Below are 24,490 nucleotides of genomic sequence, written 5' to 3' on the forward strand. Positions count from 1 at the left end.
TGCCCATGATCCATATCCCGAAAGCGGAATACACCCGTCGCCGCAAGGCGCTCATGGCGCAGATGGAACCCAACAGCATCGCGATCCTGCCGGCCGCCGCAGTGGCGATCCGCAACCGTGATGTCGAGCACGTCTACCGCCAGGACAGCGACTTCCAATACCTGAGCGGCTTCCCTGAACCCGAAGCGGTGATCGTGCTGATGCCCGGTCGCCAGCATGGCGAGTACGTGCTGTTCTGCCGCGAGCGCAACGCCGAACGCGAACTGTGGGACGGCCTGCGCGCCGGTACCGAAGGCGCCATTCGCGACTTTGGCGCTGACGATGCGTTCCCCATCACCGATATCGACGACATCCTGCCCGGCCTGATCGAAGGCCGCGACCGGGTGTATTCGGCCATGGGCAGCAACGCCGAATTCGACCGGCATGTGATGGAGTGGATCAACGTGATCCGTTCCAAAGCGCACTTGGGCGCCCAGCCGCCGAACGAATTCGTTGCCCTGGATCATCTGCTTCACGACATGCGCCTGTATAAATCGGCGGCAGAAGTGAAGGTGATGCGCGAGGCCGCGCGGATTTCCTGTGCGGCCCACGTCAAGGCGATGCAGGCCAGTCGCGCCGGGTTGTATGAGTTCAGCCTCGAAGCCGAACTGGATTACGAGTTCCGCAAAGGCGGCGCGAAAATGCCGGCCTATGGCTCCATCGTCGCCGCCGGGCGTAACAGCTGCATCCTGCATTACCAGCAGAATGACGCACTGCTCAAGGACGGCGACCTGGTGCTGATCGACGCCGGTTGCGAGATCGACTGCTACGCCAGCGACATCACGCGTACCTGGCCGGTCAGTGGCAAGTTCTCGCCCGAACAGAAGGCGATCTACGAGATTGTGCTGGCCTCCCAGGAAGCCGCCTTTGCCGAGATCGCGCCGAACAAACACTGGAACCAGGCCCATGAGGCGACGGTGCAAGTCATTACCGCCGGGTTGGTGAAGTTGGGCTTGTTGCAAGGCGACGTCGACGAATTGATCGCCAGCGAAGCCTACCGTGCCTTTTATATGCACCGCGCCGGCCACTGGCTGGGCATGGATGTTCACGACGTGGGCGAATACAAAGTGGGCGGTGAGTGGCGTGTGTTGGAAGTCGGCATGGCGTTGACCGTGGAGCCGGGCATTTATATCTCGCCGGACAACCAGAATGTGGCAAAGAAATGGCGTGGCATTGGCGTACGCATCGAGGACGACGTGATAGTGACCAAGCAAGGCTGTGAGATTCTGACCGGCGGCGTACCCAAAACCGTCGCCGAGATCGAAGCGCTGATGGCGGCAGCCCGATGAGCCGGGTCAACCTGGCGATTATCGGCGGCGGCCTGGTAGGCGCCAGTCTGGCGTTGGCCTTGCAGGCCGGTGCCAAGGCACGGGGTTGGAAGATCGTGCTGATCGAGCCATTTGCGCCAGGCGACACTTACCAGCCGAGCTACGATGCTCGTTCTTCGGCGCTCTCCTACGGTGCACGGCAGATCTATCAGCGCCTGGGTGTGTGGCAGGACATCTCCCGCCGTGCCGAGCCGATCAAGCAGATTCACGTGTCGGACCGTGGACGCTTCTCCACTGCGCGCTTGTCCGCCATGGAGGAGGGCGTGCCAGCCCTCGGCTATGTGGTGGAAAACGCCTGGCTCGGCCAGTGCCTGTGGCAATGCCTGGATAAAGAAGTGGTGAGCTGGCGCTGCCCGGCCGAAGTCACGCGCATGGAGCCGCTGCCCGACGGCTATCGCCTGACCCTCAACGATGAAACCGTGCTGGACTGCGACCTTGCGGTATTGGCCGATGGCGGGCGCTCAGGTTTGCGTGAGCAACTGGGTATTGGCGTGAAAACCCGCCCGTACAACCAGAGCGCACTGATCGCCAACATCACCCCAAGCGAAGCCCATAACGGCGAAGCCTTCGAGCGCTTTACCGATGAAGGCCCGATGGCCCTGCTGCCGTTGCCGGACAACCGCTGCGCGCTGGTGTGGACACGCATCGGCATGGCCGCCCAGCGCTTGGCCAACCTCGACGAGCGCAGCTTTTTGAGCGAACTGCAGGGCGTGTTCGGCTACCGCCTGGGCACCCTCAAGCAAGTCGGCGCGCGGCACCTGTACCCGCTGACGCTGGTGGAAGCCGAAGAACAAGTGCGCTCGCACCTGGCGATCCTCGGCAATGCCGCCCACAGCCTGCATCCGATTGCCGGGCAGGGTTTCAACCTGTCCCTGCGCGATGCCAATGCCTTGGCCGAAGCCTTGCTGGCCGGGCCTGCGGTGCCTGGCGACTTGGCGACCTTGCAGCGTTACCGCGAAAGCCAGCATCTGGACCAGAAACTCACGGTGGGTTTCTCCGATCAAGTCACGCGCCTGTTTGGCAGTGCCCAGCCGTTAGTGGCTTTGGGCCGCAACATGGGCCTGCTCGGCCTGGACCTGCTACCGCCGGCCAAGCGCTGGTTCGCCCGTCAGGCCATGGGCCTGGGTACGCGCCCCGATGCGTAAGTGGTTGATCCAACGTTTGGGTAAAGCGCGGCTGTTGCGTTGGGTCATGACCCTTTATCCGCCCTATCTCGGGGCGGGGATAAGCGTGCAGCACATAAGCGCTGACTTTCGTCATGTCAAAGTGCGCATGGGCCTGGGTTGGTACAACCGCAACTATGTCGGTACGCAATTTGGCGGCAGCCTGTACTCGATGGTCGACCCGTTCTACATGTTGCTGTTGATGGAGAACCTGGGCCGCGATTACATCGTGTGGGACAAGGCCGCGAGCATTGACTTCGTGTCGCCGGGCAAAGGCCCGGTGTACGCCGAATTTTCCATCGACGACGCCTTGCTGGACGAGATTCGCCGGCAAACCGAAGGTGGCGAGAAGTACTTGCCTCACCTTAAGGTCGAGATTCATGACGGCTCCGGCACCCTGGTGGCGCGGGTCGACAAAACCCTTTACGTGCGGCGCAAGCCGCCAGCAAAGCAGGCTTAAAGCATGGACATGCGCGCAGATGTGCTGATTGTCGGGGCCGGAATGGTCGGAAGCGCCCTGGCGCTGGCGTTGCAGGGCAGTGGCCTGCAGGTGCTGCTGCTCGACGGCAGCCCGCTGAGCGTCAAGCCGTTCGACCCTACGGCTGCCTTCGAGCCCCGGGTGAGCGCCTTGTCGGCCGCCAGCCAGCGCATCCTCGAGCGCCTCGGCGTGTGGGACGGCATTGTGTCGCGGCGCGCCAGCCCCTATGGCGAGATGCAAGTGTGGGACGGCAGCGGCACCGGGCAGATCCATTTTTCGGCGGCCAGTGTGCACGCCGAAGTGCTCGGGCATATCGTCGAGAACCGTGTGGTTCAAGACGCGCTGCTCGACCGCCTGCATGATTGCGACCTGGGCCTGTTGGCCAATGCCCGCCTGGAACAGATGCGCCGCTCCGGTGATGACTGGCTGCTGACCCTGGCGGACGGGCGTAAATTGCGTGCGCCGCTGGTGGTCGCCGCCGATGGCGCCAACTCCGCCGTACGTCGCCTGACCGGTACCGCGACCCGCGAGTGGGATTACCTGCATAACGCCATCGTCACCAGCGTACGCAGCAGCCAACCCCATCAGCGCACGGCGTGGCAGCGTTTTACCGACACTGGCCCGCTGGCGTTTTTGCCACTGGTACGCGATGGGCAGGAAGACTGGTGTTCGATCGTCTGGTCGACCACGCCGGCTGAATCCGAACGCCTGATGGCGCTGGATGATGAACACTTCTGCCGTGAACTGGAGCGCGCCTTTGAAGGGCGGCTCGGCACGGTGATCAGCGCCGACCCGCGCGTTTGCGTGCCATTGCGCCAACGACACGCCAAACGCTACGTGGCCGAAGGCCTGGCATTGATCGGCGACGCAGCTCATGTGATCCACCCATTGGCGGGGCAGGGCGTGAACCTGGGGTTCCTCGATGCAGCGGTGCTGGCCGAGGTACTGTTGGCAGCCACCGAACGCGGTGAGCGCCTGGCTGATGTGAAAGTATTGAGCCGCTACGAACGTCGGCGCATGCCGCATAACCTCGCACTGATGGCCGCCATGGAAGGCTTTGAGCGCCTGTTCCAGGCCGACCAGCTACCGCTGCGCTGGCTGCGCAACGCCGGGCTGAAAATCGTCGACCAGATGCCCGAAGCCAAGGCCGTCTTCGTCCGCCAGGCCTTGGGCCTGACCGGCGACCTGCCGGAACTGGCCAAACCCTGAATTGCAATGCGTCCCCCTGTGGGAGCGGGCTTGCTCGCGAAAGCGGTGTATAAGTTACACATGTATCGACTGACACGACGCCTTCGCGAGCAAGCCCGCTCCCACAAGGGAAAGCGCTGTGCAACATCTCGTAACGCCTCCACCAAGCGCTACCAAATGTGAGTCCTTATCATTTGCCCTCTTTTTGCAAATGAGAGACCGCACCCATGTTGGCACCCAAGCGCCTCCTGACTGCCCTGGCACTCACCCTTATCGGCAGCACCACCGTGCAGGCAGCCGACGAAGTCGTGGTCTACTCCTCGCGCATCGACGAACTGATCAAGCCGGTGTTCGACGCCTACACCAAAAAGACCGGCGTTCAGGTGAAGTTCATCACCGACAAGGAAGCCCCGCTGATGCAGCGCATCAAGGCCGAAGGCGAGAACGCCACGGCCGACCTGTTGCTCACCGTCGACGCCGGTAACCTTTGGCAGGCTGAGCAAATGGGCATCCTGCAGCCGTTCACCTCGGCGGTGATCGACAAGAATATTCCGCTGCAATACCGCTCCTCAAACCACGCCTGGACCGGCTTGAGCCTGCGCGCGCGGACTATCGCCTATTCCACCGACCGGGTAAAACCCGGTGACCTGACCACTTACGAAGCCCTGGCCGACAAACAATGGGAAGGCCGCCTGTGCCTGCGCACGGCAAAGAAGGTCTACAACCAGTCGCTGACCGCCACCCTGATCGAAACCCATGGCGCGGCCAAGACCGAAGAAATCGTCAAAGGCTGGGTCAACAACCTGTCCACCGATGTGTTCTCCGACGACATCGCCGTGCTGGAGGCGATCAACGCCGGGCAATGCGACGTGGGCATCGTCAACACCTACTACTACGGCCGCCTGCACAAGCAAAAGCCGGATTTGGCGGTAAAACTGTTCTGGCCGAACCAGGGCGACCGTGGCGTGCACGTGAACCTGTCGGGCATTGGCCTGACCAAGCACGCACCGCACCCGGAAGCGGCCAAGGCATTGGTTGAGTGGATGACCACGCCTGAGGCACAGCAGATCTTTGCCGACGTGAACCAGGAGTTCCCGGCCAACCCGGCGGTGCCGCCATCGGCGGAAGTGGCAACCTGGGGCAAGTTCGTGGCCGATACCTTGCCGGTGGAAGTGGCAGGCAAGCGCCAGGCTGAGGCTATTCGCCTGATGGATCGCGCCGGCTGGAACTAACTACAATTTGCAGGCAAGCGCCGAACTTAATGTGGGAGTGGGCTTGTGTGGGAGCAGGCAAGCCAGCTCCCACATTGCGTTGTATTCACCCTGAATCTTTTACCACCTTGAGAGCTAGCCCTTGGCCCACCCCGCCCAACGCCGCTGGTACCTGCCGGTCTTCAGCGTCGCCGCCCTGGTGCTGCTGCCGCTGAGCGTGCTGTTGCTGTCCTGGCAGAGTATCGACGCGCAAATCTGGTCGCACCTGTGGGACACCCAGATGCCGCGCCTGCTGGGCAATACCCTCACGCTGGTGCTGGGTGTGGGTGTGGGTGTGACCCTGCTGGGCGTGAGCCTGGCCTGGTTGACCAGCCTCTGCGAGTTTCCTGGGCGGCGTTGGCTCGATTGGGCCTTGATGCTGCCTTTTGCCATTCCCGCCTACGTACTGGCCTTTGTGTTTGTCGGCCTGCTGGATTTCGCCGGCCCGGTGCAAACCCTGCTGCGCGAATGGTTCGGTACTGGGCTGCGGCTGCCGCGCGTGCGCTCCACCAGCGGCGTGATTATCGTATTGGTGCTGGTGTTCTACCCCTATGTCTACTTGCTGGCGCGTACTGCGTTTCTTGCCCAAGGCAAAGGCCTGATGGAAGCGGCCCGCGTATTGGGCCAATCGCCCTGGCAGGCATTCTGGCGCGTCGCGCTGCCCATGGCGCGGCCGGCGATTGGAGCCGGCGTGGCCCTGGCCTTGATGGAGACCCTGGCGGATTTCGGCGCGGTCTCGGTGTTCAATTTCGACACCTTCACCACCGCCATCTACAAGACCTGGTACGGCTTTTTCAGCCTTTCCAGTGCTGCCCAGCTGGCCAGCCTGTTGCTGCTGGTGGTGATGCTGGTGCTGTACGGCGAACGGCGAGCCCGGGGTGCGAGCCGCCCGAGCAACGAGCGGCCACGGGGCCAGGCGCTGTATCACCTGCGTGGGTTCAAGGCGGCAGCGGCCAGCACGTGGTGCGGGTTGGTGTTCGCCTGCGCCTTTGTCATTCCCATGCTGCAACTGGTCGCCTGGTTCTGGCAGCGCGGCCGCTTCGATCTGGATGAGCGCTACACCGGCCTGATCGTCCACACCCTTTACCTAGGCGGCATTGCCGCGCTGATCACGGTCAGCGTGGCGCTGATACTCGCCTTCGCCAACCGGCTGGCGCCGACCCGGGCGATTCGCTCCGGTATCAGCCTGGCTAATGTCGGCTATGCACTTCCGGGCTCGGTGCTGGCGGTGTCGATCATGTTGGCGTTCAGCTACCTGGACCGAGAGCTGGTAGTACCGCTGTCGGGCTGGCTGGGCGGCGCGGGCAAACCCTTGTTGCTTGGCAGCCTGTCGGCGCTGGTGCTGGCTTATCTGGTGCGCTTTCTGGCGGTGGCCTACGGGCCGTTGGAAAACAGCCTGGCGCGAATCCGCCCGTCGTTGCCGGAAGCGGCACGCAGCCTCGGGGTGAGCGGGCCACGACTGTTTTGCAAAGTGTATCTGCCGTTATTGCTGCCGGGCACGTTGAGCGCGGCGTTGCTGGTGTTCGTCGATGTGCTCAAGGAAATGCCCGCAACCTTGCTGATGCGCCCATTTGGCTGGGACACCCTGGCGGTTCGCATCTTTGAAATGACCAGTGAAGGCGAATGGGCGCGCGCCTCGTTGCCGGCGCTGACCCTTGTGCTGGTGGGGCTGCTGCCGGTCATCGGCTTGATCCGACGCTCTGCACGGCAAATCGCTTAGGTGCCAGTCCTACGGCTTGCGGCTACAATGCGCGGCATTCGGTGCGCTTCGTCTTTCGGAGCGAGTCGCTGGGCGTGGCTGCAGGCCTTGTAATTCGGGGTATTCAGCGCAAACAGCAGCTCCGCGCACCTTCGCCAAGCCCGGAAGGAGAAACCCATGGGACAGCGTACGCCTCTGTATGACCTGCATCTCGCCCTCGGCGCGAAAATGGTCGATTTTGGCGGTTGGGATATGCCTCTGCACTATGGCTCGCAAGTTGAAGAACACCATCAGGTGCGACGCGACTGCGGGGTGTTCGATGTATCTCATATGACCGTGATCGATGTCACCGGCCCTCAGGCCAAGGAATGGCTCCAGCACCTGCTGGCCAATGATGTCGACCGTTTGCATGGCTGCGGCCGTGCGCTCTACAGCGCCATGCTCAACGAGCAGGGCGGCGTGGTGGACGACATGATCGTCTACCGCACCGAAGCCGGTTACCGGTTGGTGGTCAACGCGGCCACCCGCGACCAGGACATGGCCTGGATGCAGGCGCAACTGGGCAACTATTCGGTGCAACTGCAGGAGCGGCCCGAGTTGGCCATGCTCGCCATTCAGGGGCCTCACGCCCGGCAGAAAATCGCCGAACTGGTCACCCAGTCGCGCGGCACCCTGATTAATCAGCTCAAGCCCTTTGAAGGCCAGGCCGACGGCGACTGGTTTATCGCCCGTACCGGCTATACCGGAGAAGATGGCCTGGAGATTGTCCTGCCTGCCGATCAGGCACCGGGTTTTTTCAACGACCTGGTCGGCGCCGGTATTTCACCCATTGGCCTTGGCGCCCGCGATACCCTGCGCCTGGAAGCCGGCATGAACCTGTATGGCCAGGATATCCACCAGAATGTTTCGCCCCTGGCGGCGAACATGGCCTGGAGCATTGCCTGGGAACCTGCCGGTCGCAACTTCATTGGTCGCAGCGCGCTGCAAGCAGAGTTGGCGGCGGGTGTGCAGTACAAATTGGTCGGGCTGGTACTGGAAGAGCGTGGGGTTTTGCGCGCTCACCAAGTGGTTCGTATCGCCAATGTTGGCGAAGGGGAGATCACCAGTGGTAGTTTCTCTCCTACGCTGAGCAAATCCATTGCCCTGGCGCGCGTACCGACGGCCACCGCCGATCGGGCCGAAGTGGAAATCCGCGGCAAGTGGTATCCGGTTCGAGTGGTCAAACCGACCTTCGTACGCCATGGCAAAACCTTGATCTAACTATTTCCGGCAGGCCAAAGGCCGCTGACATTTCTTCTTGAGGACACAGACTATGAGCGATATCCCAGCTGACCTGCGTTTTGCCGAAAGTCACGAATGGGCCCGTCTGGAAGCCGACGGCACTGTGACCGTCGGGATTTCCGACCATGCACAGGAAGCGTTGGGTGATGTGGTGTTTGTTGAGCTGACTGAAGTGGGCAACGTATTTGCTGCCGAAGACCAGGCGGGTGTAGTGGAGTCGGTGAAAGCTGCCTCGGATATCTACTCGCCGATTGCTGGCGAAGTGATCGCAGTGAACGAGGCCCTGAGCGGCGAGCCTGAACTGCTGAACAACGATCCTTACGGCGCCTGGATCTTTAAGCTCAAGCCAAGCAACCCGGCTGATCTGGAAAAACTGCTGGATGCTGCGGGCTACAAAGCTGCCATCGGCGAGTAAACCCTGAGCGTTGCCACTGCAACAATCAATGTGGGAGCTGGCTTGCCTGCTCCCACATTGATTGTTGCAAGCCAGCGTTTTTTGTTTAACCCGCTTTCAATACGGCTTTAACCGCCGCAACCGACCGCTCCACGTCCGCCTCTGTCATCGCCGTGAACATCGGCAACGACACGATCAAACGCCCAACACGCTCCGACACCGGGAACATGCCTTCCTTGAAACCCTGTGCCCGATACAGGCTCAGCAGGTGGATTGGCGGGTAGTGATAGCCAATACCGACGCCATGCGCCTGCATCTGCTCCATGAAGGTAGCGCGTGCCGGCTTGCCATCCTGACGCTCCGGCAACACCAGTTGGAATAGGTGCCAGTTGCTGTTTTCGAAGTCTGCTGGCGGCAGTTGTGCGCCGTACTGCGCTTCAAAATCACTGCCGAAGCATTTGAAGTAGTGGCGCGCCAGGTTCTGACGATGGGCAGTGATCTTCTCGATATGAGCGAACTGGCCCAGGCCGATGGCTGCAGCGATATCGGTCATGTTGAACTTGCCGCCCAGCACATCCACGTCCAGGCCATCGAAACCCGTGCGAGTAACACCCTGCAGGCGATATTTCTCGGCCAGGCGGGCTTCTTCGGCATTGTTCAACACCAGGCAACCGCCCTCGGAAGAGGTGATGTTCTTGTTGGCCTGGAAGCTGAAGGAAACGAAGTCGCCGGTTGCACCAATACGTTCGCCATCCCAGCTGGAGCCCAGTGCCTGGGCGGCGTCTTCGACGATACGCAGGTTGTACTTGTTGGCCAGTGCATACAGCATCGGCATGTCCACGGGCAGGCCCGCCAGGTACACCGGGATGATCGCCTTGGTACGTGGGGTGATTGCGGCCTCTACCTGGGCCAGGTCGATATTGCGGGTAACCGGATCGATATCGGCAAAGACCGGAGTGGCGCCGACTTCCAGAATCACGTTGGCAGTGGCGACCCAGGAGATCGGCGTGGTGATGACTTCATCCCCTGGGCCAATCCCGGCGATGCGCAGGGCAATTTCCATGGTGCAGGTGCCGGAGTTGAACGTCCGCACCGGGCGGCCGCCAAAGTATTCCGACAGCTGTGCTTCGAACGCCTGCACTTTTGGCCCGCTGGTGATCCAGCCCGAGCGCAGTACATCGCCGACCGCCGAGATGGTGGCTTCATCAATGGTAGGTTTGGAAAACGGCAGAAAGGGCTGTTGGCTCATAACGACGAAGGCATCCGTTTCAGATAGGCGATGAGTAATAAACGTATCAGTACCGCATGGTTGCATGGTTCGACTGAATATAGCCTGTCACAGGTGAATGAATCGTCATGTTATGAGTAAAAAAATGCCGCTGCTGAAAGCGGCATTTTCGCGGGTGCATCAGAAGGACAAGCGGGCTTCAAGGAATACATTTTGCTCTTTGAGCTTGCCTTTGAGCTGCTCGTCCTTGGCATTTGCCCGGTTGACGAAGGTGTTGTAGCCGGTCTCAACCTGGCCCATATCCACATAACGCCAGCCGGTGCCCAGGGTGAGTTTTTCGCTGACTTTGGCGTCCAGGCCCAGGCCCACACTGTAGGCGAAGTTGTACTGACGGTTGCTGGCGAACTGGCGGGTGGGGTTGCCCTGGTAACCCTCGGCATCAATTTGCGCCACACCGACACCGGCCATGCCGTAGAAGGACAGCCAATCGTTGATCGGAATGTTCTTGTAGCCGTTGAGCATCCAGCGCTGGCTATCGACTTCCAGGCGGTTGATGTTGGCATTGAAGGGCGCCCAATAGGAATCGAACGTCGAGCTGCTACGCGTGGTGTATTCACCCTCCAGTCGCCACCCGTCGGCGAAGGCGTAACCTGCGGCGAATGAGCCGGTGAAGGCTTTGCTGCTGTCCGGTGCTTCGATTTGATTCGTAACGCGTGGGCTGGTCAGCAATGAGCTGGAAAGATTCTGACGGGCACTGTTGAGCTTGGCCGAGCCATACCAGCCTTCTGCCTGGGCATAAGGTGTTGCGACAGCGGCGAGCAGTAGAAGGGAGGACAGTTTTTGCATGGGGGTCGATTCGCTTGGTAAAAAAGGAATCGATAGATTGTTGTTGGGCGGGCGAAGTGGTCGACAGGACTTATCCTGTTCAGTCACCCGCTCTTGCAGCGTCGTCGTAGGAAAAAGCGGCGCAAAAAAAATGCCGCTCTCTATGAGCGGCATTTTTCTATAGGCGCTTTACTCGGTCACAGCATTTTTGGCGAGGATAGCGTTGGCCAATTCCATGTCCGTGGCCTTGAGGCCTGGGTTGTCCGCGCGGACTTTCTGCATGGCGGCTTCCAGGTATGGACCGCGGATGCCGCCGTCGCTGGCAACAAAGCTGCCCGCGTCGTCTTGGGCGGCGACCACCAGCTTGTGGTCCTTGAAGGTCAGGTACGTCGAACCGGTAGTGGCGCCCGATGAAATGACATTACGCCAAAAGCTGTCGGCCATGGCTGAACCGACAGGAAGAGAAAGCACAGCGAGGGTTGCGACAGCATATTTGAGACGCATGATGGGTGACTCCGACTGGGTTATCTGAACACTTTGATTGTAGTTAGCTCAGTCGAGTTCCATCACCGACTAAACAGTTTCGACCTGTAAAACCACGCCGTCCTGACCAATGACACGGACTTGAGCGCCTACGGGGCTGTCCGGGCCAGTCGCCATCCACACGCCATCACCGACTTTTATCTTGCCCCGGCCATCTACAATGGCCTGATGCACTACAAACGTGCGGCCGACCAGTTCCGAGCCGCGCATGTTCAGCCCCGGCTGGTCACTGACCTTGGCGCTGCTGCGCTGGCGTTTCCACCAATAGACGGCGGTCAAAATCGACAGCACGGCAAACAACAGCAGTTGCCATTCCAGCCCGAGCGGCGGTACCAGGAACTTGATCACGCCTACAGCGGCAGCGGCGATGCCCATCCACAGCAGGTAACCGCCGGCGCCGAATACTTCAAGAATCAACAGTACCGTGCCCAGTGCCAGCCAATCCCAGAACGACAGATGCTGCAGGAAATCCCACATGGCAGTCGCCTCAGCCTTTCTTGTTGTCGAAGGTTGCCTTGACGATTTCGCCGATGCCACCGACGGCGCCGATCACCTGGCTGGCTTCCAGCGGCATCAGGATGACTTTGCTGTTGTTGGCTGATGCCAGCTTGCCCAGGGCATCGATGTATTTTTGCGCGACGAAGTAGTTAACCGCTTGCACGTTGCCCGACGCGATAGCCTCGGAGACCACCTGTGTGGCGCGGGCTTCGGCCTCGGCCTGACGCTCACGGGCTTCGGACTCCAGGAAAGCCGCCTGGCGACTGCCCTCGGCTTCAAGGATCTGCGCCTGTTTCTTACCTTCGGCCGTCAGGATCGCTGATGCCCGCAGGCCTTCGGCTTCCAGGATCTGCGCGCGCTTGATCCGCTCGGCTTTCATCTGGCCGGACATGGCGGCCATCAGGTCGGCAGGAGGGCTGATGTCCTTGATCTCGATGCGGGTGATCTTGATGCCCCACGGCGCTGTGGCTTCATCCACGGTACGCAGCAGTTTTTCGTTGATGCCGTCGCGCTGGCTCAGCATGGCATCCAGCTCCATGGAGCCCAGCACGGTGCGGATGTTGGTTTGCAGCAGGTTGCGGATGGCGTGCTCGAGGTTGTTGACCTCGTAGGCGGCCTGGGCGGTGTTGACCACCTGGAAGAAGCACACGGCGTCGATCTGCACGGTGGCGTTGTCGGCGGTGATCACTTCCTGCGGTGGAATATCCAGCACGCTTTCCATCACGTTCATCTTGCGACCGATGCGGTCCATGATCGGAATAATGATGTTCAGGCCAGGCTTGAGGGTGTTGGTGTAACGGCCGAAACGCTCGACAGTCCACTGGTAGCCCTGGGGCACCACTTTAAAGCCCATGAACAGGATGGCCACGGCCAAACCCACGAAAAGAAGCAGTACGGTTCCGATCTGCATAGCGATTCCCTATCTGATGGTGTCAGTGAAGCGACGAGTGGCCGATTGTAACGGTCCAGTCATGGATAAGGACGGTTTCACGGGCCAACAATCAAATCATTTGTTTCTGAATCCCCAGGCGTTACCCGTAACACCTCTGCCAGGGTGGTCAGCCCGGCGTTCACTTTGTCGATACCGGCCATGCGCAGGCTGCGCATGCCTTGCTCCACTGAGGCCCGGCGCAGAGCCTGCACGTCGGCACCTGGAGTGATCAGTGCCTTGAGCGCCTCGTTCATCGGCATGATTTCGTAGAGCCCGGCGCGGCCTAGATAACCACTGTCACGGCATTCTGCGCAGCCGACAGCTTCATGCGCGGTGCCCGGCTCGCCCACCGCGCGTTTGCAATGAGGGCATAAAAGCCGCACCAGACGCTGCGCCATTACCCCTATAAGGGTAGCTTTGATCAAATAATGAGCAATGCCCAACTCCTGCAACCGGCTGATGGCGCTGGGTGCATCATTGGTGTGCAGGGTCGACAGTACGAGGTGCCCGGTCAAAGCGGCCTGGATCGCCATTTCTGCGGTTTCCCGGTCACGAATCTCGCCGATCATGATGATGTCCGGGTCCTGGCGCAGCAGGGCGCGGACGCCGCTGGCGAAGGTCAGGTCAATGTTGTGCTGCACCTGCATCTGGTTGAAGGCTGGTTCAATCATTTCGATCGGGTCCTCCACCGTGCACAGGTTGACCTCGCGGGTTGCCAGTTGCTTGAGCGTGGCGTAGAGGGTGCTGGTCTTGCCGGAGCCGGTTGGCCCGGTGACCAGGATGATGCCGTTGGCCTGGCCGGTCATGGCGTACCAGCGTTGTTGGTCGTCATCTGACAAACCAAGCTGGTCAAAATCCTTGAGCAGCACCTGCGGGTCGAAAATCCGCATCACCAACTTTTCGCCAAACACCGTCGGCAAGGTCGAAAGGCGCAGTTCCACCTCAATGCCCGCCGGGCTTTTGGTCTTGACCCGGCCGTCCTGGGGTTTGCGTTTTTCTGCCACATTCATCCGGCCCAGGCTCTTGAGGCGGCTGACCACCGCCATCGTGACTTGAGGTGGAAACTGATAGACATCGTGCAGCAGCCCGTCGATACGAAAACGCACGCGGCCCTGGTCGCGACAGGGCTCGACATGGATATCACTGGCGCGCTGCTCAAAGGCGTATTGCAACAGCCAGTCGACGATGGTGACGATATGCGCGTCATTGGCATCCGGTTCCTGATCGCTGGCGCCGAGGCTGAGCAGTTCGACGTTGCCGGCCACCGCCGCCTTTTGATCGGCGCCGCTGACGGATTTGGCCAACCGGTAGAACTCGCCGATGCAGCGCTCAATAGCCTTGGGGTTGGCGACCACGCGCTTGATCGAGCGCTTGAGCACCTGTGCCAACCCGGCTTCCCAGTCGCGGACATGGGGCTGGGCGCTGGCGACGGTGACGGTCTGCGCATCCACGGCCACCGCCAGGATCCCATGGCGTTGCGCAAAGGCATGGGACATCAACGGCACCACGGTGGCCACCTCGATCTTGAGCGGGTCGATACGCAGATACGGCTGCCCGACGTGCGTGGCCAGCCATTGCGTCAGGGTTTCCAGGCACAGCCCCTGTGCTGCGATGCATTCCAGAGGGTGCTGCCGGGTGGCGGGCAGCGCCGCTAATGAATGCGCCACCTCTGCAGTTACCAGCCCTTGCTCGACCAGCACCGGCAGCAATTGATGCAGTTCCAATCGGTGAGTGTGCAAGGCGGTAGGCATGGGTATTTCCTGGCAGGCTTGGGGTGTAAACCCAGGCTAGCCTGCCCCTGAATATCCACCTCCCAGTGAGTATTGCCGGCTTTTACAGGCTGGCCGCCGTCACGGCTGCAGGCCTCAGGGAATCGGCCCGCCACACGTCCAGCGAGCAGACGCTGATCAGGTTTCTAATCTTTTCACCGATCACTTGGGCGCGGTGCCAGCTTAAACCGTCCATCACGATATCAATGTTCAACAGGTCGTCTTCACGGCTCACATTCACCTGTTGCGGGGTCAGGAACTGCAAGGCGAAATAGTTGAGCACCCGGCACAACACGTCCGGCTCGGCCTCGGCGACGATCTGATAATGCGCCTGGCAATGGGCGCTGTTAACGGCCCAGGCATCAACGCGTGCGGGTGTGTGGGTGGTTTCGACGGCATGCATGCTGACTCTCCAAATTCGACTGGAGAAATTTTTACATTCGCCACGGGAGATTTCTTATCTAAGATGGGCTCTATTTGCGATTTATTGAATAGATTAATTCGTGACTGGCACATTCAAAGGTATTTTTATGCATAGTGAGTTGGACGCCTACGACCGCCGTATCCTCGCTTTGCTGCAAGAGGATGCTTCGCTGTCCAGTGCGCAGATCGCCGAACAGGTGGGCCTGTCCCAGTCGCCGTGCTGGCGGCGTATCCAGCGGCTCAAGGAGGAGGGCGTGATTCGCGGCCAGGTCACGCTGTTGGACCGCAAGAAGATCGGCCTCAACACGCAGATTTTTGCCGAGGTCAAACTCAACGCCCACGGCCGTTCCAACTTCACCGAGTTCACCAAGGCGATTCGCGGGTTTCCGGAAGTGTTGGAGTGTTATGTGCTGATGGGCGCGGTGGATTTTCTGCTGCGCATTGTTACGTCGGACATCGAGGCGTATGAGCGGTTTTTCTTCGAGAAGCTGTCGATGGTGCCGGGGATTCAGGAGGTTAACTCGATCGTGGCGTTGTCGGAGATCAAGTCCACCACCAGCCTGCCAGTCTTGCGCTGACAGGGCCAGCCTCATCGCAAGCAAGCCCGGCTCCTACATCGGAATGCATTCCTCTGTGGGAGCGGGCTTGCCCGCGATAGCGATTTTACAGGCGCAGCAGAGTCTTCCAGGCCCGGTTCTGATACACCGCAATCGCCTGATGCATACGCGCATCCAGCGATTCATCGGTGATCGGCTGGTTGGCCAGCAGCGCCAACTTGTTCAGCTCGCCGTACAAGCGGTCCAGCTCCGGGATGTCCACCACCTGACGTGCGTGGTGCAGCCAGGCCTGGATGCGCTCGATGCGCGGCAGTTGCTCGGCCAGGTCTTCCGGTTGCTGCTGGTAACGTGGCAGTTGCAGGGCGACGGCGTCGTCGGCCAGCAGGCGCGGCAGCCAGTTGGTGATTTGCGCGGCGCCCTGGCGATTGCCACGCACGTTGCGGTCGGCGGTCCAGGTGCGGGCCAGCAGCCAGCGCGAGGTGTTCAGCGAGAACAGGCCCCAACGCACGTCTTCAAGTTCTTCGGCGAACTGCTCCGGCGCGGCTTTGCGGATGTCTTCGTCGTCGTCACCGGCCTGCACCAGTGGGCGCCAGTCTTCCAGCAACGCGTCCAGCGCACTGCGCAGTTCACTGGTGGATTGACGCGGCGCGGCCTGGCCGAGGCTGCCGATCAGGGCGCGCAGTTCGCCGAGGTTCTCGACCCAGTCCTGCAGCAGACGCCAATGACCGTTGAAGCGGTATTGCTCGGCCAGACGTTGGCTGCTGCCCAACAGGTGCCACATGATTGCGGCGAAGGCATCGTCCAACGGCATTTCTGCGTGGATTTGCGGGGCCGGCAGGCTCAGCGAGTAGCTGCTGGCGTCGTACAAGCGGTAGCCGCGCTCGGCCTTGCTGATATCGCACGGCATCAGCGCCAGGGTCGCGGCCAGTTCTGCGGCCAGTTCCAGCAGGGCAGCCGGTTCGCCTTCGCGCAGTTCCAGTTCCAGCTCGCAGATTTCTTCTTTCTGCTTGCCGACCACCACATGGCCCAGGTCCAGTGCGGCTTCGATCACCACCTTGGCCTTGCCACGGCCCCAGGCGATTTCGGCGCGTTCACGCACAAAATCGGTAGTGAAAATTGGCTTGAGGGTCTTTTTGTCCAGCTCGGCCAATTGCTCGGGCCAGCATTCGCCGTCGAGTTTCTTCACATCGAGCTTGGCTTTGGGCAGGTCCCAGTTGTATTCATTGCGTTCCGACAAGCCGGCGACGCTTTGGCCACGGGTCTTGAGGGTCTGGATGATGTCGTCACCGTCCTTGCGCAGGCGCAGGGCGACTTTGGCCTGGGCCAGGTCGCGCTCGGGGGTGTCGAAATACTGGTTCATCAACTCACGGCGTTCCCAGCCACTTTTGTTGCGTTTTTTCAGTAGCGGGTGCTCACGCAGCGCGGCGAGGGTTTCGCGGCTGACGCGGAGCTTGATTTCGGTTTCTTTCTGCATGGCCGGAAAATCCAGGATCGGGAGCGCAGCCGGGGAAATGTGTGGCTGCCAAGGTCGTGCAGTGTACAGGACTGAGCCCGGCAACGTGCCGCAACGGTTTATTGTGTCGTGCAGATGGTTCTATAGTGGGGCTCATCCGGGAAGTTGAGAGGCTGCGCATGCCGTTACCGTCCATGAAAGAGCAATTCGCCGCGTTGATTGCCGCGCCGTCGGTCAGTTGCACCCAAGCGTCTCTCGACCAGACCAACCGCCCGGTCATCGACCTGCTCGCCAGTTGGCTGGGCGACCTGGGTTTTGCCATCGACATCCAGCAGGTCAGCCCCGGCAAGTTCAACCTGTTGGCCAGCTTCGGCAGCGGCCCCGGCGGGCTGGTGCTGGCCGGGCATAGCGATACCGTGCCGTATGACGCTGCGCTGTGGAAGACCGACCCCCTCAAGCTGACGGAAGTCGACGGCCGCTGGGTAGGCTTGGGCAGTTGCGACATGAAGGGCTTTTTTGCCCTGGCCATCGAAGCCGTGCTGCCATTGCTCGACCAACCGTTTAAACAGCCGCTGCTGATCCTCGCCACCTGCGATGAAGAAAGCTCGATGTCCGGTGCCCGCGCACTGGCCGAAGCCGGGCGCCCGTTGGGCCGTGCGGCGGTGATCGGTGAGCCGACGGGCTTGAAGCCGATCCGCCTGCACAAAGGCGTGATGATGGAGCGCATCGATATTCTGGGCCAAAGCGGCCATTCGTCGGACCCTAGCCTGGGCCACAGTGCCCTCGAAGCCATGCACGACGCGATGGGCGAACTGCGTGGCCTGCGCCTGGCCTGGCAGCGTGAGTACCGCAACCCGCAATTCAGCGTGCCGCAACCGACCATGAACTTTGGCTGCATCCACGGCGGCGATAACCCCAATCGCATCTGCGGCCAATGCTCGCTGGAGTTCGATCTGCGGCCGTTGCCGGGCATGGACCCGCAGGTTCTGCGCGCCGCGATCCGCCAGAAGCTCGAACCCTTGGCCGAGCGGCATAAAGTCAAGATCGACTACGCGCCGTTGTTCCCCGAGGTGCCGCCGTTCGAGCAGGCCGAAGACGCCGAGCTGGTAAGGGTGGCGGAACGATTGACCGGTCATCGTGCCGAAGCAGTAGCGTTCGGCACCGAAGCGCCTTATCTTCAGCGCCTTGGTTGTGAAACCCTGGTGCTTGGCCCTGGCGATATCGCCTGCGCCCACCAGCCGGGCGAATACCTCGAAATGTCACGCTTGACGCCTACAGTGCGTCTATTGCGGGAACTGATCGAGCATTACTGCCTGAAACCTGCATAAATTAACCCCTGCCTATTCGTACATAGAAGGAGAGCGAGCGTGTCGCCAAGCCTGTTCCGACGATAACCATCAGCCCGCTGTGCGCTTTCACGATTCATCCCTTTTTTGGCTGCTTTTTATTACAGGCCCAGGTTTTATGCCCGAATACGTTAATTGGCTTCGTCACGCTTCGCCTTACATCAACGCCCACCGTGACTGCACCTTTGTGGTCATGCTGCCCGGTGATGGTGTGGAACACCCCAACTTCGGCAATATCGTCCACGACCTGGTGCTGCTCCACAGCCTGGGCGTGCGGCTGGTGCTGGTGCACGGTTCGCGCCCGCAGATCGAAACCCGCCTTGAGGCACGCGGCCTTACCCCGGCTTACCACGAAGGCTTGCGCATCACCGATGCGGCGACCCTGGAATGTGTGATCGACGCGGTTGGGCATCTGCGCATTGCTATCGAGGCGCGCCTGTCCATGGACATGGCCTCGTCGCCGATGCAGGGCTCGCGCCTGCGCGTGGCCAGCGGCAACCTCGTCACTGCACGGCCGATCGGTGTGCTCGAAGGGGTGGACTACCACCACACCGGCGAAGTGCGCCGGGTCGACCGCAAAGGCATCAATCGCCTGCTGGACGAGCGCTCCATCGTGCTGCTGTCGCCCTTGGGTTATTCGCCCACCGGCGAGATTTTCAACCTGGCCTGCGAAGACGTCGCCACACGCGCCGCCATCGACCTGGGCGCCGACAAGCTGCTGCTGTTTGGCGCCGACCTTGGTTTGATCGATGAGCATGGCCGCCTGGTGCGTGAGTTGCGCCCGCAACAAGTGCCGGCGCACCTGCAACGTTTGGGCAACAACTATCAGGCTGAATTGCTGGATGCCGCCGCCGAGGCTTGCCGTGGCGGAGTAGGGCGCAGCCATATCGTCAGTTATGCCGAAGACGGCGCGCTGCTCACCGAGCTGTTCACCCGAGATGGCGGCGGCACGCTGGTGGCGCAAGAGCAATTCGAGCTGGTGCGCGAAGCGGCGATTGAAGACGTCGGCGGTTTGCTCGACCTGATCAGCCCGCTGGAAGAGCAGGGCATTCTGGTGCGGCGTTCGCGTGAGGTGCTGGAGCGTGAGATCGAGCAGTTCAGCGTGGTCGAGCGCGAAGGCATGATCATCGCCTGTGCGGCGTTGTATCAGATCGCCGATTCGGATGCCGGCGAGCTGGCGTGCCTGGCGGTCAACCCGGAGTACCGCCACGGCGGGCGCGGTGATGAACTGTTGGAACGCATCGAAACCCGTGCCCGTGCGCAGGGTTTGAAGACCTTGTTTGTCCTCACCACGCGTACCGCCCACTGGTTCCGCGAGCGCGGGTTCGTGCCGAGCAGCGTGGACCGCCTGCCGTCGGCGCGGGCGTCGCTGTACAACTATCAGCGTAATTCGAAGATTTTCGAGAAGGCGCTATAAACCCTAAGCCGGGAACGCTGCAGGTCTAAATGTGGGAGCGGGCTTGCTCGCGAATGCGGTGTACCAGTCACAGGTGTAGTGACTGATACTGAGCATTCGCGAGCAAGCCCGCTCCCACATGGGATTGCGTTTAGTCTTTTATGAATTTATCGGTCACGAAGGCCGAGTAGTCCGGCAACACCGTTTCAACCTTCCCCTGTTCCTTCAAAAACTTCGCCGTCTCCCCAATCGCCTTCGCCGTGCCGCTTTTAAGCAGCGCCTCGGTCTGCTGTGCCTGGGCATCCGGGAAGGTGGTGCCGGCCAACAGTTCTGGGATATCGGCAGCATTCGAGCCTGTCAATTTGGCGATTTTTTGCACCGGTTCGGAATCGACGGTCCAGCTGTCTTTATGGGCCGCATAGTCAGCAAAAGAATCCAGCGTGACCTTGGCAAACTTGGCCACTACGTCAGGATGTTTTTGCGCGAAATCCTTGCGCGCCACCCACACTTCGAACGTTGGCGCGCCCCACTGACCCACCTGGGCCGCGTCTGTCAGGGTTTTTCCGGTCTTGCGGATTTCCCCCAGCGCCGGCGACCACACGAATGCACCGTCGATATCGCCACGTTTCCATGCGGCCGCAATTTCTGCCGGTTGCAGATTCACCACTTTGACTTTTTGCGTGTCCAGGCCCCAGTGCTTCAGAGCGCCGAGCAGGCTGTAATGGGAGGTCGAGACGAACGGGGTGGCGATGGTTTTACCCACCAGGTCTGCGGGTTTGTCGATGCCGCTGCCATTACGTACAACCAGGGCTTCAGAAGTGTTGATCTGCGCCGATACGATAAACGCCACGATCGGTAGGTTGCGTGAAGCCGCTGCTGCAAGGGGGCTGGAACCAAGATTGCCGATCTGCACATCGCCGGAGGCGATCGCAGTGACCACTTCGGGTCCACTGTTGAAACGGCGCCAGTCGATTTTTTCGCCGATGGCTTTTTCATAGAGGCCGTCAGCCTGGGGGACTTTGCTGGGGTCGATGCCGGTTTGGTAGCCGATGGTTAAATCGGCGGCTTTGACACCAAAAGAAAGTATTAGTGACACAAAAACTGTAACAAATTGACGGGAGGATGTGCGTTTGGCCATGATGGCGTCGCCTTTTTGATCGTGAGTGACGTATGCAACCGTACGGCCACACTAATCGATCTAAAAAAAGGCTGGTAAATACCCTTTAGGAATTAGCTTATGGAGCGGTTGATCTATGCTGATCGGCTCGCTGCCTGCTGAGGCTTATTCCTGAATCGTATGAAAAAGAATGAAACAATTCTTTTTGGGTGTATGAAAAACTCATTACCCTGCAGGGACCAAATCAACTGCGGTTAGACGAAGGTAGTAGACACACAAGGTTACGATTGACTTGGTAGTCACTATCTGGCGCTAATCGCGCATCTGTGGATCGAGGGCGTCAGACCCGAGACCAAAGAAATACAAAAATTAGAAATGAGAGGAGCGGTACATGAAGAAGTCCACCTTGGCGTTGGCTGTGACCCTGGGCGCAATCGCTCAGCAAGCAGGCGCTGCCGGTTTCATCGAAGACAGTAAGGCCACACTGGGTCTGCGTAACTTCTACATCAACACGGATAACCGTGATGGTGCTGCAGACCCGTCCAGGAACGAAGAATGGGGCCAAGGCTTCGATCTGCGGTTCATTTCGGGCTATACCCAAGGCACGGTTCAGTTCGGCGTTGACGCAATCGGCTTGTACGGCGTGCGCCTCGATTCTGGCCGCGGCACCAGCGGTAACATCACCGGTACTTCATCCGGCGGTACTGTATTCCCAAGCGACGGCAATCGCGCGGTCAACGATTTCGCCAGCCTCGGTGTGACCGGTAAGGTGAAGATCTCCCAAACCGAACTGAAACTGGGTACGTTGCAGCCTAAGCTGCCAGTTATCGTGACCAACGATGGTCGTATGCTGCCGCAAACCTTCCAAGGTGGCCAGATCACTACCAACGACATCAAGGATTTGACCCTGGTTGCCGGTCAGATTGAGCATGCCAAAGGCCGTAACTCCAGCAACAACGAAGGTTTGTCGCTGGGTGGTGCCAACGGTGGCTCGAACTACACCGCAGGTAAGTTCGTCAACAAGTTCTACTATGCCGGTGGTGACTACAAGCTCACCAAAGATCTGACCGCACAGTACTACTACGGCAACCTGGAAGACTTCTACAAGCAGCACTTCCTGGGTCTGACCCATAACTGGTCGATCGGCCCGGGCGTATTGAAGTCTGACCTGCGTTACTTCAACAGTTCTGACGACGGCCTGAACGGTAATACGTCTTCCTACTACACCAGCGGTAACTACAACGGTTTCCGTGCCGGTAAGGGTAAAGTCGACAACAACCTGTACAGCGGTCTTTTCCTGTACTCCGTGGCCGGTCACACCTTTGGTGGCGGTTACCAAGTTAGCAATGGCAGCAGCGACTTCCCTTGGCTGAACCAAGGTGACGGCTCGTCGGCTTACATCACTACCGACATGCAGATCCAGAAGTTCGCCCGTGCTGGCGAGCGCACTTGGCAAGCTCGTTACGCTTATGACTTCGCCAAGGTTGGCGTACCTGGCCTGACGGCTGGCGTTGTGTACCTCAAAGGTAGCAACATCGACACCATCGCGAACACTAACGCACGTACTGAAACCACCGGCCAGTCCGAGTGGGAACGCGATATCACCGTTGCCTACGTGATTCCAGAAGGCCCGCTGAAAAACCTCGGCGTTGCCTGGAAAAACGCAATGTGGCGTACCGACCTGGCGAACACCCGTTCCCAGGACGAAAACCGTCTGATCGTCAGCTACTCGCTGCCACTGTTCTAGTAGCGTGAAGTTGTTGTAAGGCTGTAAACCTTGCCCGGCGCAACGCCGGGCAAGGTGTCTTGCTTTTCAAGTCGGGCTCAACCCCCGCAAGCCCTTCCTGAATCCCCTCTTTGTACAGCGTCTCAAGGCCTTCTCGAACCTTGAAACCGATGTTGATCCTCGCCCGTTCCCAAGTCCAATGAACAGATTTTTAATATTCCTTTATCGTCTAGATAAATCGATATTTATTCTTTTTAAATAATCTCCAACCCATGCACAGTGGGCTCCATAAGCACTCACCAGGAGCCACACCATGAGCCTAAGACTGGGCGACATCGCCCCCGACTTTGAACAGGATTCCAGCGCCGGCAAGATTCGTTTCCACGAATGGTTGGGCGATAGCTGGGGCGTGTTGTTTTCCCATCCGGCTGACTTCACCCCGGTGTGCACCACTGAGCTGGGCTTTACCGCCAAGCTCAAGGACGAATTCGCTCAGCGCGGCGTCAAGGCCATTGCCCTGTCGGTTGACCCGGTGGACTCGCACCACAAGTGGATCGAAGACATCAACGAAACCCAGAACACCATCGTCAACTTCCCGATCCTGGCCGATGCCGATCGCAAGGTGTCGGACCTCTACGACCTGATCCACCCGAATGCCAGTGACACGCTCACCGTGCGTTCCTTGTTCGTGATTGACCCGAACAAGAAGATCCGTCTGACGATTACCTACCCGGCCAGCACCGGTCGCAACTTCCACGAAATCCTGCGGGTCATCGACTCGTTGCAGCTGACCGACAACCACAAGGTCGCCACACCCGCCAACTGGCAGGACGGCGATGAAGTGGTGATCGTGCCGTCGCTCAAGGATGAGGAAGAGATCAAGAAGCGCTTTCCGAAGGGCTACCGTGCGGTGAAGCCGTACCTGCGCCTCACCCCACAGCCCAATCGCTGAAGCTGAAATCGCCATCGCGGGCAAGCCCGGCTCCCACAGTTGATCGCATTCCCCTGTGGGAGCCGGGCTTGCCCGCGATGGCGGCAGTACATACACCGCAGAAACCGAATCACATAGCAGGGGTTTTCAGGCCGTTTCGACGGCCTTTTTTTTCGCCTTGAGTTTAATAATCTTCATATTCCTTTATAGAATAAACAAATGAAAAAATAAGATTTAAAGATATATAAATATGCTGATAGGGTCTGTTCCATCTTGGCGCCATCGCCACACAGCGAACCGCCGACACTTGCTCAAGGAATACCTGCATGCTGGTCGTAACACTTGGAGGCAGCCCCAGCCAGCGTTCCCGCTCCGGGGTCTTGCTGGAAAAAACCCGTCAGTGGCTGCAAGACAAAGGCGTGGAAGTGGTGAGTTATCAGATACGGGACTTCCCGGCCGAAGACTTGCTGCATGCCCGCTTCGACAGCCCCAAAGTCATCGACCTGTTGCAGCAAATCGCCAATGCCGACGGCCTGGTCATTGCCACGCCGGTGTACAAGGCCTCGTTTTCCGGCGCGCTGAAAACCGTGCTCGACCTGCTGCCCGAACGCGCCCTGGCCCACAAGATCGTGTTGCCGATGGCCACCGGCGGCAGCATCGCCCACATGCTGGCGGTGGACTACGCGTTGAAGCCGGTGTTGTCGGCCCTCAAGGCCCAGGAATTGCTCCACGGTATTTTCGCCGAAGACAGCCAGATCGCTTACGCCGAAGGCAGTGCCCAGGCGCAACTGGTGCCGGTGCTTGAACAGCGTTTGCACGAGGCCCTGGAGACGCTTTACGGCGCCATGGCCCGTCGCCCCAAACCGCTGGACCCGAATGTGCTGAATGAACGTTTGTTGAGTGCTCGCTGGAGCATTTAAGCCGTAT

At 60.0% G+C, this 24,490-nt stretch carries 23 protein-coding genes; 14 read left to right on the plus strand and 9 right to left on the minus strand.

All coding sequences use genetic code 11. The features are described 5' to 3' along the window. The first annotated feature begins 5 nt into the window (after positions 1-5). From pepP to gcvH, 8 genes are all read left to right on the plus strand, one after another. A complete protein-coding gene (gene pepP / locus FFI16_RS28065) occupies positions 6-1,328 on the plus strand; it encodes a Xaa-Pro aminopeptidase (RefSeq protein ID WP_138813380.1) in 1,323 nt (440 codons plus the stop codon). Beyond that, the gene (ubiH, locus tag FFI16_RS28070) at positions 1,325-2,512 is read left to right on the plus strand and encodes a 2-octaprenyl-6-methoxyphenyl hydroxylase (RefSeq protein WP_138813381.1); all 1,188 of its coding nucleotides are present in this window, start codon (positions 1,325-1,327) and stop codon (positions 2,510-2,512) included. The genes pepP and ubiH overlap by 4 nt, the downstream gene beginning before the upstream one ends. Further along, entirely contained in the window at positions 2,505-2,990 is a 486-nt protein-coding gene (locus FFI16_RS28075) for a DUF4442 domain-containing protein (RefSeq protein ID WP_138813382.1), read from the plus strand. The genes ubiH and FFI16_RS28075 overlap by 8 nt, the downstream gene beginning before the upstream one ends. A gap of 9 nt (positions 2,991-2,999) precedes the next feature. Continuing rightward, complete coding sequence (locus tag FFI16_RS28080; protein WP_178112756.1) at positions 3,000-4,217, plus strand: 2-octaprenyl-3-methyl-6-methoxy-1,4-benzoquinol hydroxylase; 1,218 nt, start codon at positions 3,000-3,002, stop codon at positions 4,215-4,217. 206 nt (positions 4,218-4,423) lie between these two features. Beyond that, the gene (locus FFI16_RS28085; protein ID WP_017135273.1) at positions 4,424-5,428 is read left to right on the plus strand and encodes an extracellular solute-binding protein; all 1,005 of its coding nucleotides are present in this window, start codon (positions 4,424-4,426) and stop codon (positions 5,426-5,428) included. Between the two features lie 121 nt (positions 5,429-5,549). Continuing rightward, complete coding sequence (locus FFI16_RS28090) at positions 5,550-7,166, plus strand: iron ABC transporter permease (protein ID WP_138813384.1); 1,617 nt, start codon at positions 5,550-5,552, stop codon at positions 7,164-7,166. 156 nt (positions 7,167-7,322) lie between these two features. After that, positions 7,323-8,405 carry a glycine cleavage system aminomethyltransferase GcvT gene (gene gcvT, locus FFI16_RS28095; protein WP_138813385.1) on the plus strand — a complete coding sequence of 361 codons (1,083 nt, stop codon included), beginning with the start codon at positions 7,323-7,325 and terminating at the stop codon, positions 8,403-8,405. A 52-nt stretch (positions 8,406-8,457) separates the two neighbouring features. Beyond that, the gene (gene gcvH / locus FFI16_RS28100; protein ID WP_138813386.1) at positions 8,458-8,841 is read left to right on the plus strand and encodes a glycine cleavage system protein GcvH; all 384 of its coding nucleotides are present in this window, start codon (positions 8,458-8,460) and stop codon (positions 8,839-8,841) included. A gap of 85 nt (positions 8,842-8,926) precedes the next feature. On the opposite strand, the gene FFI16_RS28105 is transcribed toward gcvH, so the two are convergent. From FFI16_RS28105 to FFI16_RS28135, 7 genes are all read right to left on the minus strand, one after another. Continuing rightward, complete coding sequence (locus tag FFI16_RS28105; protein ID WP_138813387.1) at positions 8,927-10,069, minus strand: DegT/DnrJ/EryC1/StrS aminotransferase family protein; 1,143 nt, start codon at positions 10,067-10,069, stop codon at positions 8,927-8,929. 159 nt (positions 10,070-10,228) lie between these two features. Continuing rightward, entirely contained in the window at positions 10,229-10,894 is a 666-nt protein-coding gene (locus tag FFI16_RS28110; RefSeq protein WP_138813388.1) for an outer membrane protein, read from the minus strand. 168 nt (positions 10,895-11,062) lie between these two features. Continuing rightward, complete coding sequence (locus FFI16_RS28115) at positions 11,063-11,377, minus strand: DUF2388 domain-containing protein (protein ID WP_043046966.1); 315 nt, start codon at positions 11,375-11,377, stop codon at positions 11,063-11,065. A gap of 69 nt (positions 11,378-11,446) precedes the next feature. Further along, entirely contained in the window at positions 11,447-11,893 is a 447-nt protein-coding gene (locus tag FFI16_RS28120) for an NfeD family protein (protein ID WP_138813389.1), read from the minus strand. Positions 11,894-11,903: 10 nt separating this feature from the next. Beyond that, positions 11,904-12,824 carry an SPFH domain-containing protein gene (locus tag FFI16_RS28125; protein ID WP_053258568.1) on the minus strand — a complete coding sequence of 307 codons (921 nt, stop codon included), beginning with the start codon at positions 12,822-12,824 and terminating at the stop codon, positions 11,904-11,906. 77 nt (positions 12,825-12,901) lie between these two features. Next, a complete protein-coding gene (locus tag FFI16_RS28130; protein ID WP_138813390.1) occupies positions 12,902-14,596 on the minus strand; it encodes a GspE/PulE family protein in 1,695 nt (564 codons plus the stop codon). 82 nt (positions 14,597-14,678) lie between these two features. Further along, complete coding sequence (locus FFI16_RS28135) at positions 14,679-15,017, minus strand: hypothetical protein (RefSeq protein ID WP_138813391.1); 339 nt, start codon at positions 15,015-15,017, stop codon at positions 14,679-14,681. A 127-nt stretch (positions 15,018-15,144) separates the two neighbouring features. Between FFI16_RS28135 and FFI16_RS28140 the strand changes: the two genes are divergently transcribed. After that, positions 15,145-15,615: an Lrp/AsnC family transcriptional regulator gene (locus FFI16_RS28140; protein WP_138813392.1), complete on the plus strand. Its 471-nt coding sequence runs from the start codon at positions 15,145-15,147 to the stop codon at positions 15,613-15,615. Between the two features lie 85 nt (positions 15,616-15,700). Here the strand turns inward: FFI16_RS28140 and FFI16_RS28145 are convergent, their stop codons facing one another. Continuing rightward, positions 15,701-17,068, minus strand: a complete 1,368-nt coding sequence (locus FFI16_RS28145) for an inorganic triphosphatase (RefSeq protein WP_138813393.1) — start codon at positions 17,066-17,068, stop codon at positions 15,701-15,703. 158 nt (positions 17,069-17,226) lie between these two features. Between FFI16_RS28145 and argE the strand changes: the two genes are divergently transcribed. Continuing rightward, positions 17,227-18,375: an acetylornithine deacetylase gene (gene argE / locus FFI16_RS28150; protein WP_138813394.1), complete on the plus strand. Its 1,149-nt coding sequence runs from the start codon at positions 17,227-17,229 to the stop codon at positions 18,373-18,375. A 136-nt stretch (positions 18,376-18,511) separates the two neighbouring features. Beyond that, positions 18,512-19,810 (plus strand): amino-acid N-acetyltransferase, encoded by a 1,299-nt coding sequence (gene argA / locus FFI16_RS28155; protein ID WP_138813395.1) that lies wholly within the window; start codon positions 18,512-18,514, stop codon positions 19,808-19,810. A 130-nt stretch (positions 19,811-19,940) separates the two neighbouring features. Here argA and tauA read toward each other — a convergent pair whose 3' ends face one another. Continuing rightward, positions 19,941-20,927: a taurine ABC transporter substrate-binding protein gene (gene tauA, locus FFI16_RS28160; protein ID WP_138813396.1), complete on the minus strand. Its 987-nt coding sequence runs from the start codon at positions 20,925-20,927 to the stop codon at positions 19,941-19,943. Positions 20,928-21,297: 370 nt separating this feature from the next. Here tauA and FFI16_RS28165 point away from each other — a divergent pair, with 370 nt between their 5' ends. From FFI16_RS28165 to ssuE, 3 genes are all read left to right on the plus strand, one after another. Beyond that, positions 21,298-22,653, plus strand: a complete 1,356-nt coding sequence (locus tag FFI16_RS28165) for an OprD family porin (protein WP_056860739.1) — start codon at positions 21,298-21,300, stop codon at positions 22,651-22,653. Between the two features lie 292 nt (positions 22,654-22,945). Continuing rightward, on the plus strand, positions 22,946-23,584 hold the full coding sequence (locus FFI16_RS28170; protein WP_016978988.1) for a peroxiredoxin: 639 nt from the start codon (positions 22,946-22,948) through the stop codon (positions 23,582-23,584). A gap of 305 nt (positions 23,585-23,889) precedes the next feature. Further along, complete coding sequence (gene ssuE / locus FFI16_RS28175) at positions 23,890-24,483, plus strand: NADPH-dependent FMN reductase (RefSeq protein WP_056860738.1); 594 nt, start codon at positions 23,890-23,892, stop codon at positions 24,481-24,483. Positions 24,484-24,490 lie beyond the last annotated feature (7 nt).

This window comes from Pseudomonas sp. KBS0710 (assembly GCF_005938045.2).
Classification (GTDB): Bacteria; Pseudomonadota; Gammaproteobacteria; order Pseudomonadales; family Pseudomonadaceae; genus Aquipseudomonas.

Excerpts from the sequence above, each read along its gene's own strand:
- pepP (WP_138813380.1), top strand. The coding sequence starts at position 6 with ATGATCCATATCCCGAAAGCGGAATACACCCGTCGCCGCAAGGCGCTC.
- ubiH (WP_138813381.1), top strand. The coding sequence starts at position 1,325 with ATGAGCCGGGTCAACCTGGCGATTATCGGCGGCGGCCTGGTAGGCGCC.
- FFI16_RS28075 (WP_138813382.1), top strand. The coding sequence starts at position 2,505 with ATGCGTAAGTGGTTGATCCAACGTTTGGGTAAAGCGCGGCTGTTGCGT.
- FFI16_RS28080 (WP_178112756.1), top strand. The coding sequence starts at position 3,000 with ATGCGCGCAGATGTGCTGATTGTCGGGGCCGGAATGGTCGGAAGCGCC.
- FFI16_RS28085 (WP_017135273.1), top strand. The coding sequence starts at position 4,424 with ATGTTGGCACCCAAGCGCCTCCTGACTGCCCTGGCACTCACCCTTATC.
- gcvT (WP_138813385.1), top strand. The coding sequence starts at position 7,323 with ATGGGACAGCGTACGCCTCTGTATGACCTGCATCTCGCCCTCGGCGCG.
- gcvH (WP_138813386.1), top strand. The coding sequence starts at position 8,458 with ATGAGCGATATCCCAGCTGACCTGCGTTTTGCCGAAAGTCACGAATGG.
- FFI16_RS28105 (WP_138813387.1), bottom strand. The coding sequence starts at position 10,069 with ATGAGCCAACAGCCCTTTCTGCCGTTTTCCAAACCTACCATTGATGAA.
- FFI16_RS28110 (WP_138813388.1), bottom strand. The coding sequence starts at position 10,894 with ATGCAAAAACTGTCCTCCCTTCTACTGCTCGCCGCTGTCGCAACACCT.
- FFI16_RS28115 (WP_043046966.1), bottom strand. The coding sequence starts at position 11,377 with ATGCGTCTCAAATATGCTGTCGCAACCCTCGCTGTGCTTTCTCTTCCT.
- FFI16_RS28120 (WP_138813389.1), bottom strand. The coding sequence starts at position 11,893 with ATGTGGGATTTCCTGCAGCATCTGTCGTTCTGGGATTGGCTGGCACTG.
- FFI16_RS28125 (WP_053258568.1), bottom strand. The coding sequence starts at position 12,824 with ATGCAGATCGGAACCGTACTGCTTCTTTTCGTGGGTTTGGCCGTGGCC.
- FFI16_RS28130 (WP_138813390.1), bottom strand. The coding sequence starts at position 14,596 with ATGCCTACCGCCTTGCACACTCACCGATTGGAACTGCATCAATTGCTG.
- FFI16_RS28135 (WP_138813391.1), bottom strand. The coding sequence starts at position 15,017 with ATGCATGCCGTCGAAACCACCCACACACCCGCACGCGTTGATGCCTGG.
- FFI16_RS28140 (WP_138813392.1), top strand. The coding sequence starts at position 15,145 with ATGCATAGTGAGTTGGACGCCTACGACCGCCGTATCCTCGCTTTGCTG.
- FFI16_RS28145 (WP_138813393.1), bottom strand. The coding sequence starts at position 17,068 with ATGCAGAAAGAAACCGAAATCAAGCTCCGCGTCAGCCGCGAAACCCTC.
- argE (WP_138813394.1), top strand. The coding sequence starts at position 17,227 with ATGCCGTTACCGTCCATGAAAGAGCAATTCGCCGCGTTGATTGCCGCG.
- argA (WP_138813395.1), top strand. The coding sequence starts at position 18,512 with ATGCCCGAATACGTTAATTGGCTTCGTCACGCTTCGCCTTACATCAAC.
- tauA (WP_138813396.1), bottom strand. The coding sequence starts at position 20,927 with ATGGCCAAACGCACATCCTCCCGTCAATTTGTTACAGTTTTTGTGTCA.
- FFI16_RS28165 (WP_056860739.1), top strand. The coding sequence starts at position 21,298 with ATGAAGAAGTCCACCTTGGCGTTGGCTGTGACCCTGGGCGCAATCGCT.
- FFI16_RS28170 (WP_016978988.1), top strand. The coding sequence starts at position 22,946 with ATGAGCCTAAGACTGGGCGACATCGCCCCCGACTTTGAACAGGATTCC.
- ssuE (WP_056860738.1), top strand. The coding sequence starts at position 23,890 with ATGCTGGTCGTAACACTTGGAGGCAGCCCCAGCCAGCGTTCCCGCTCC.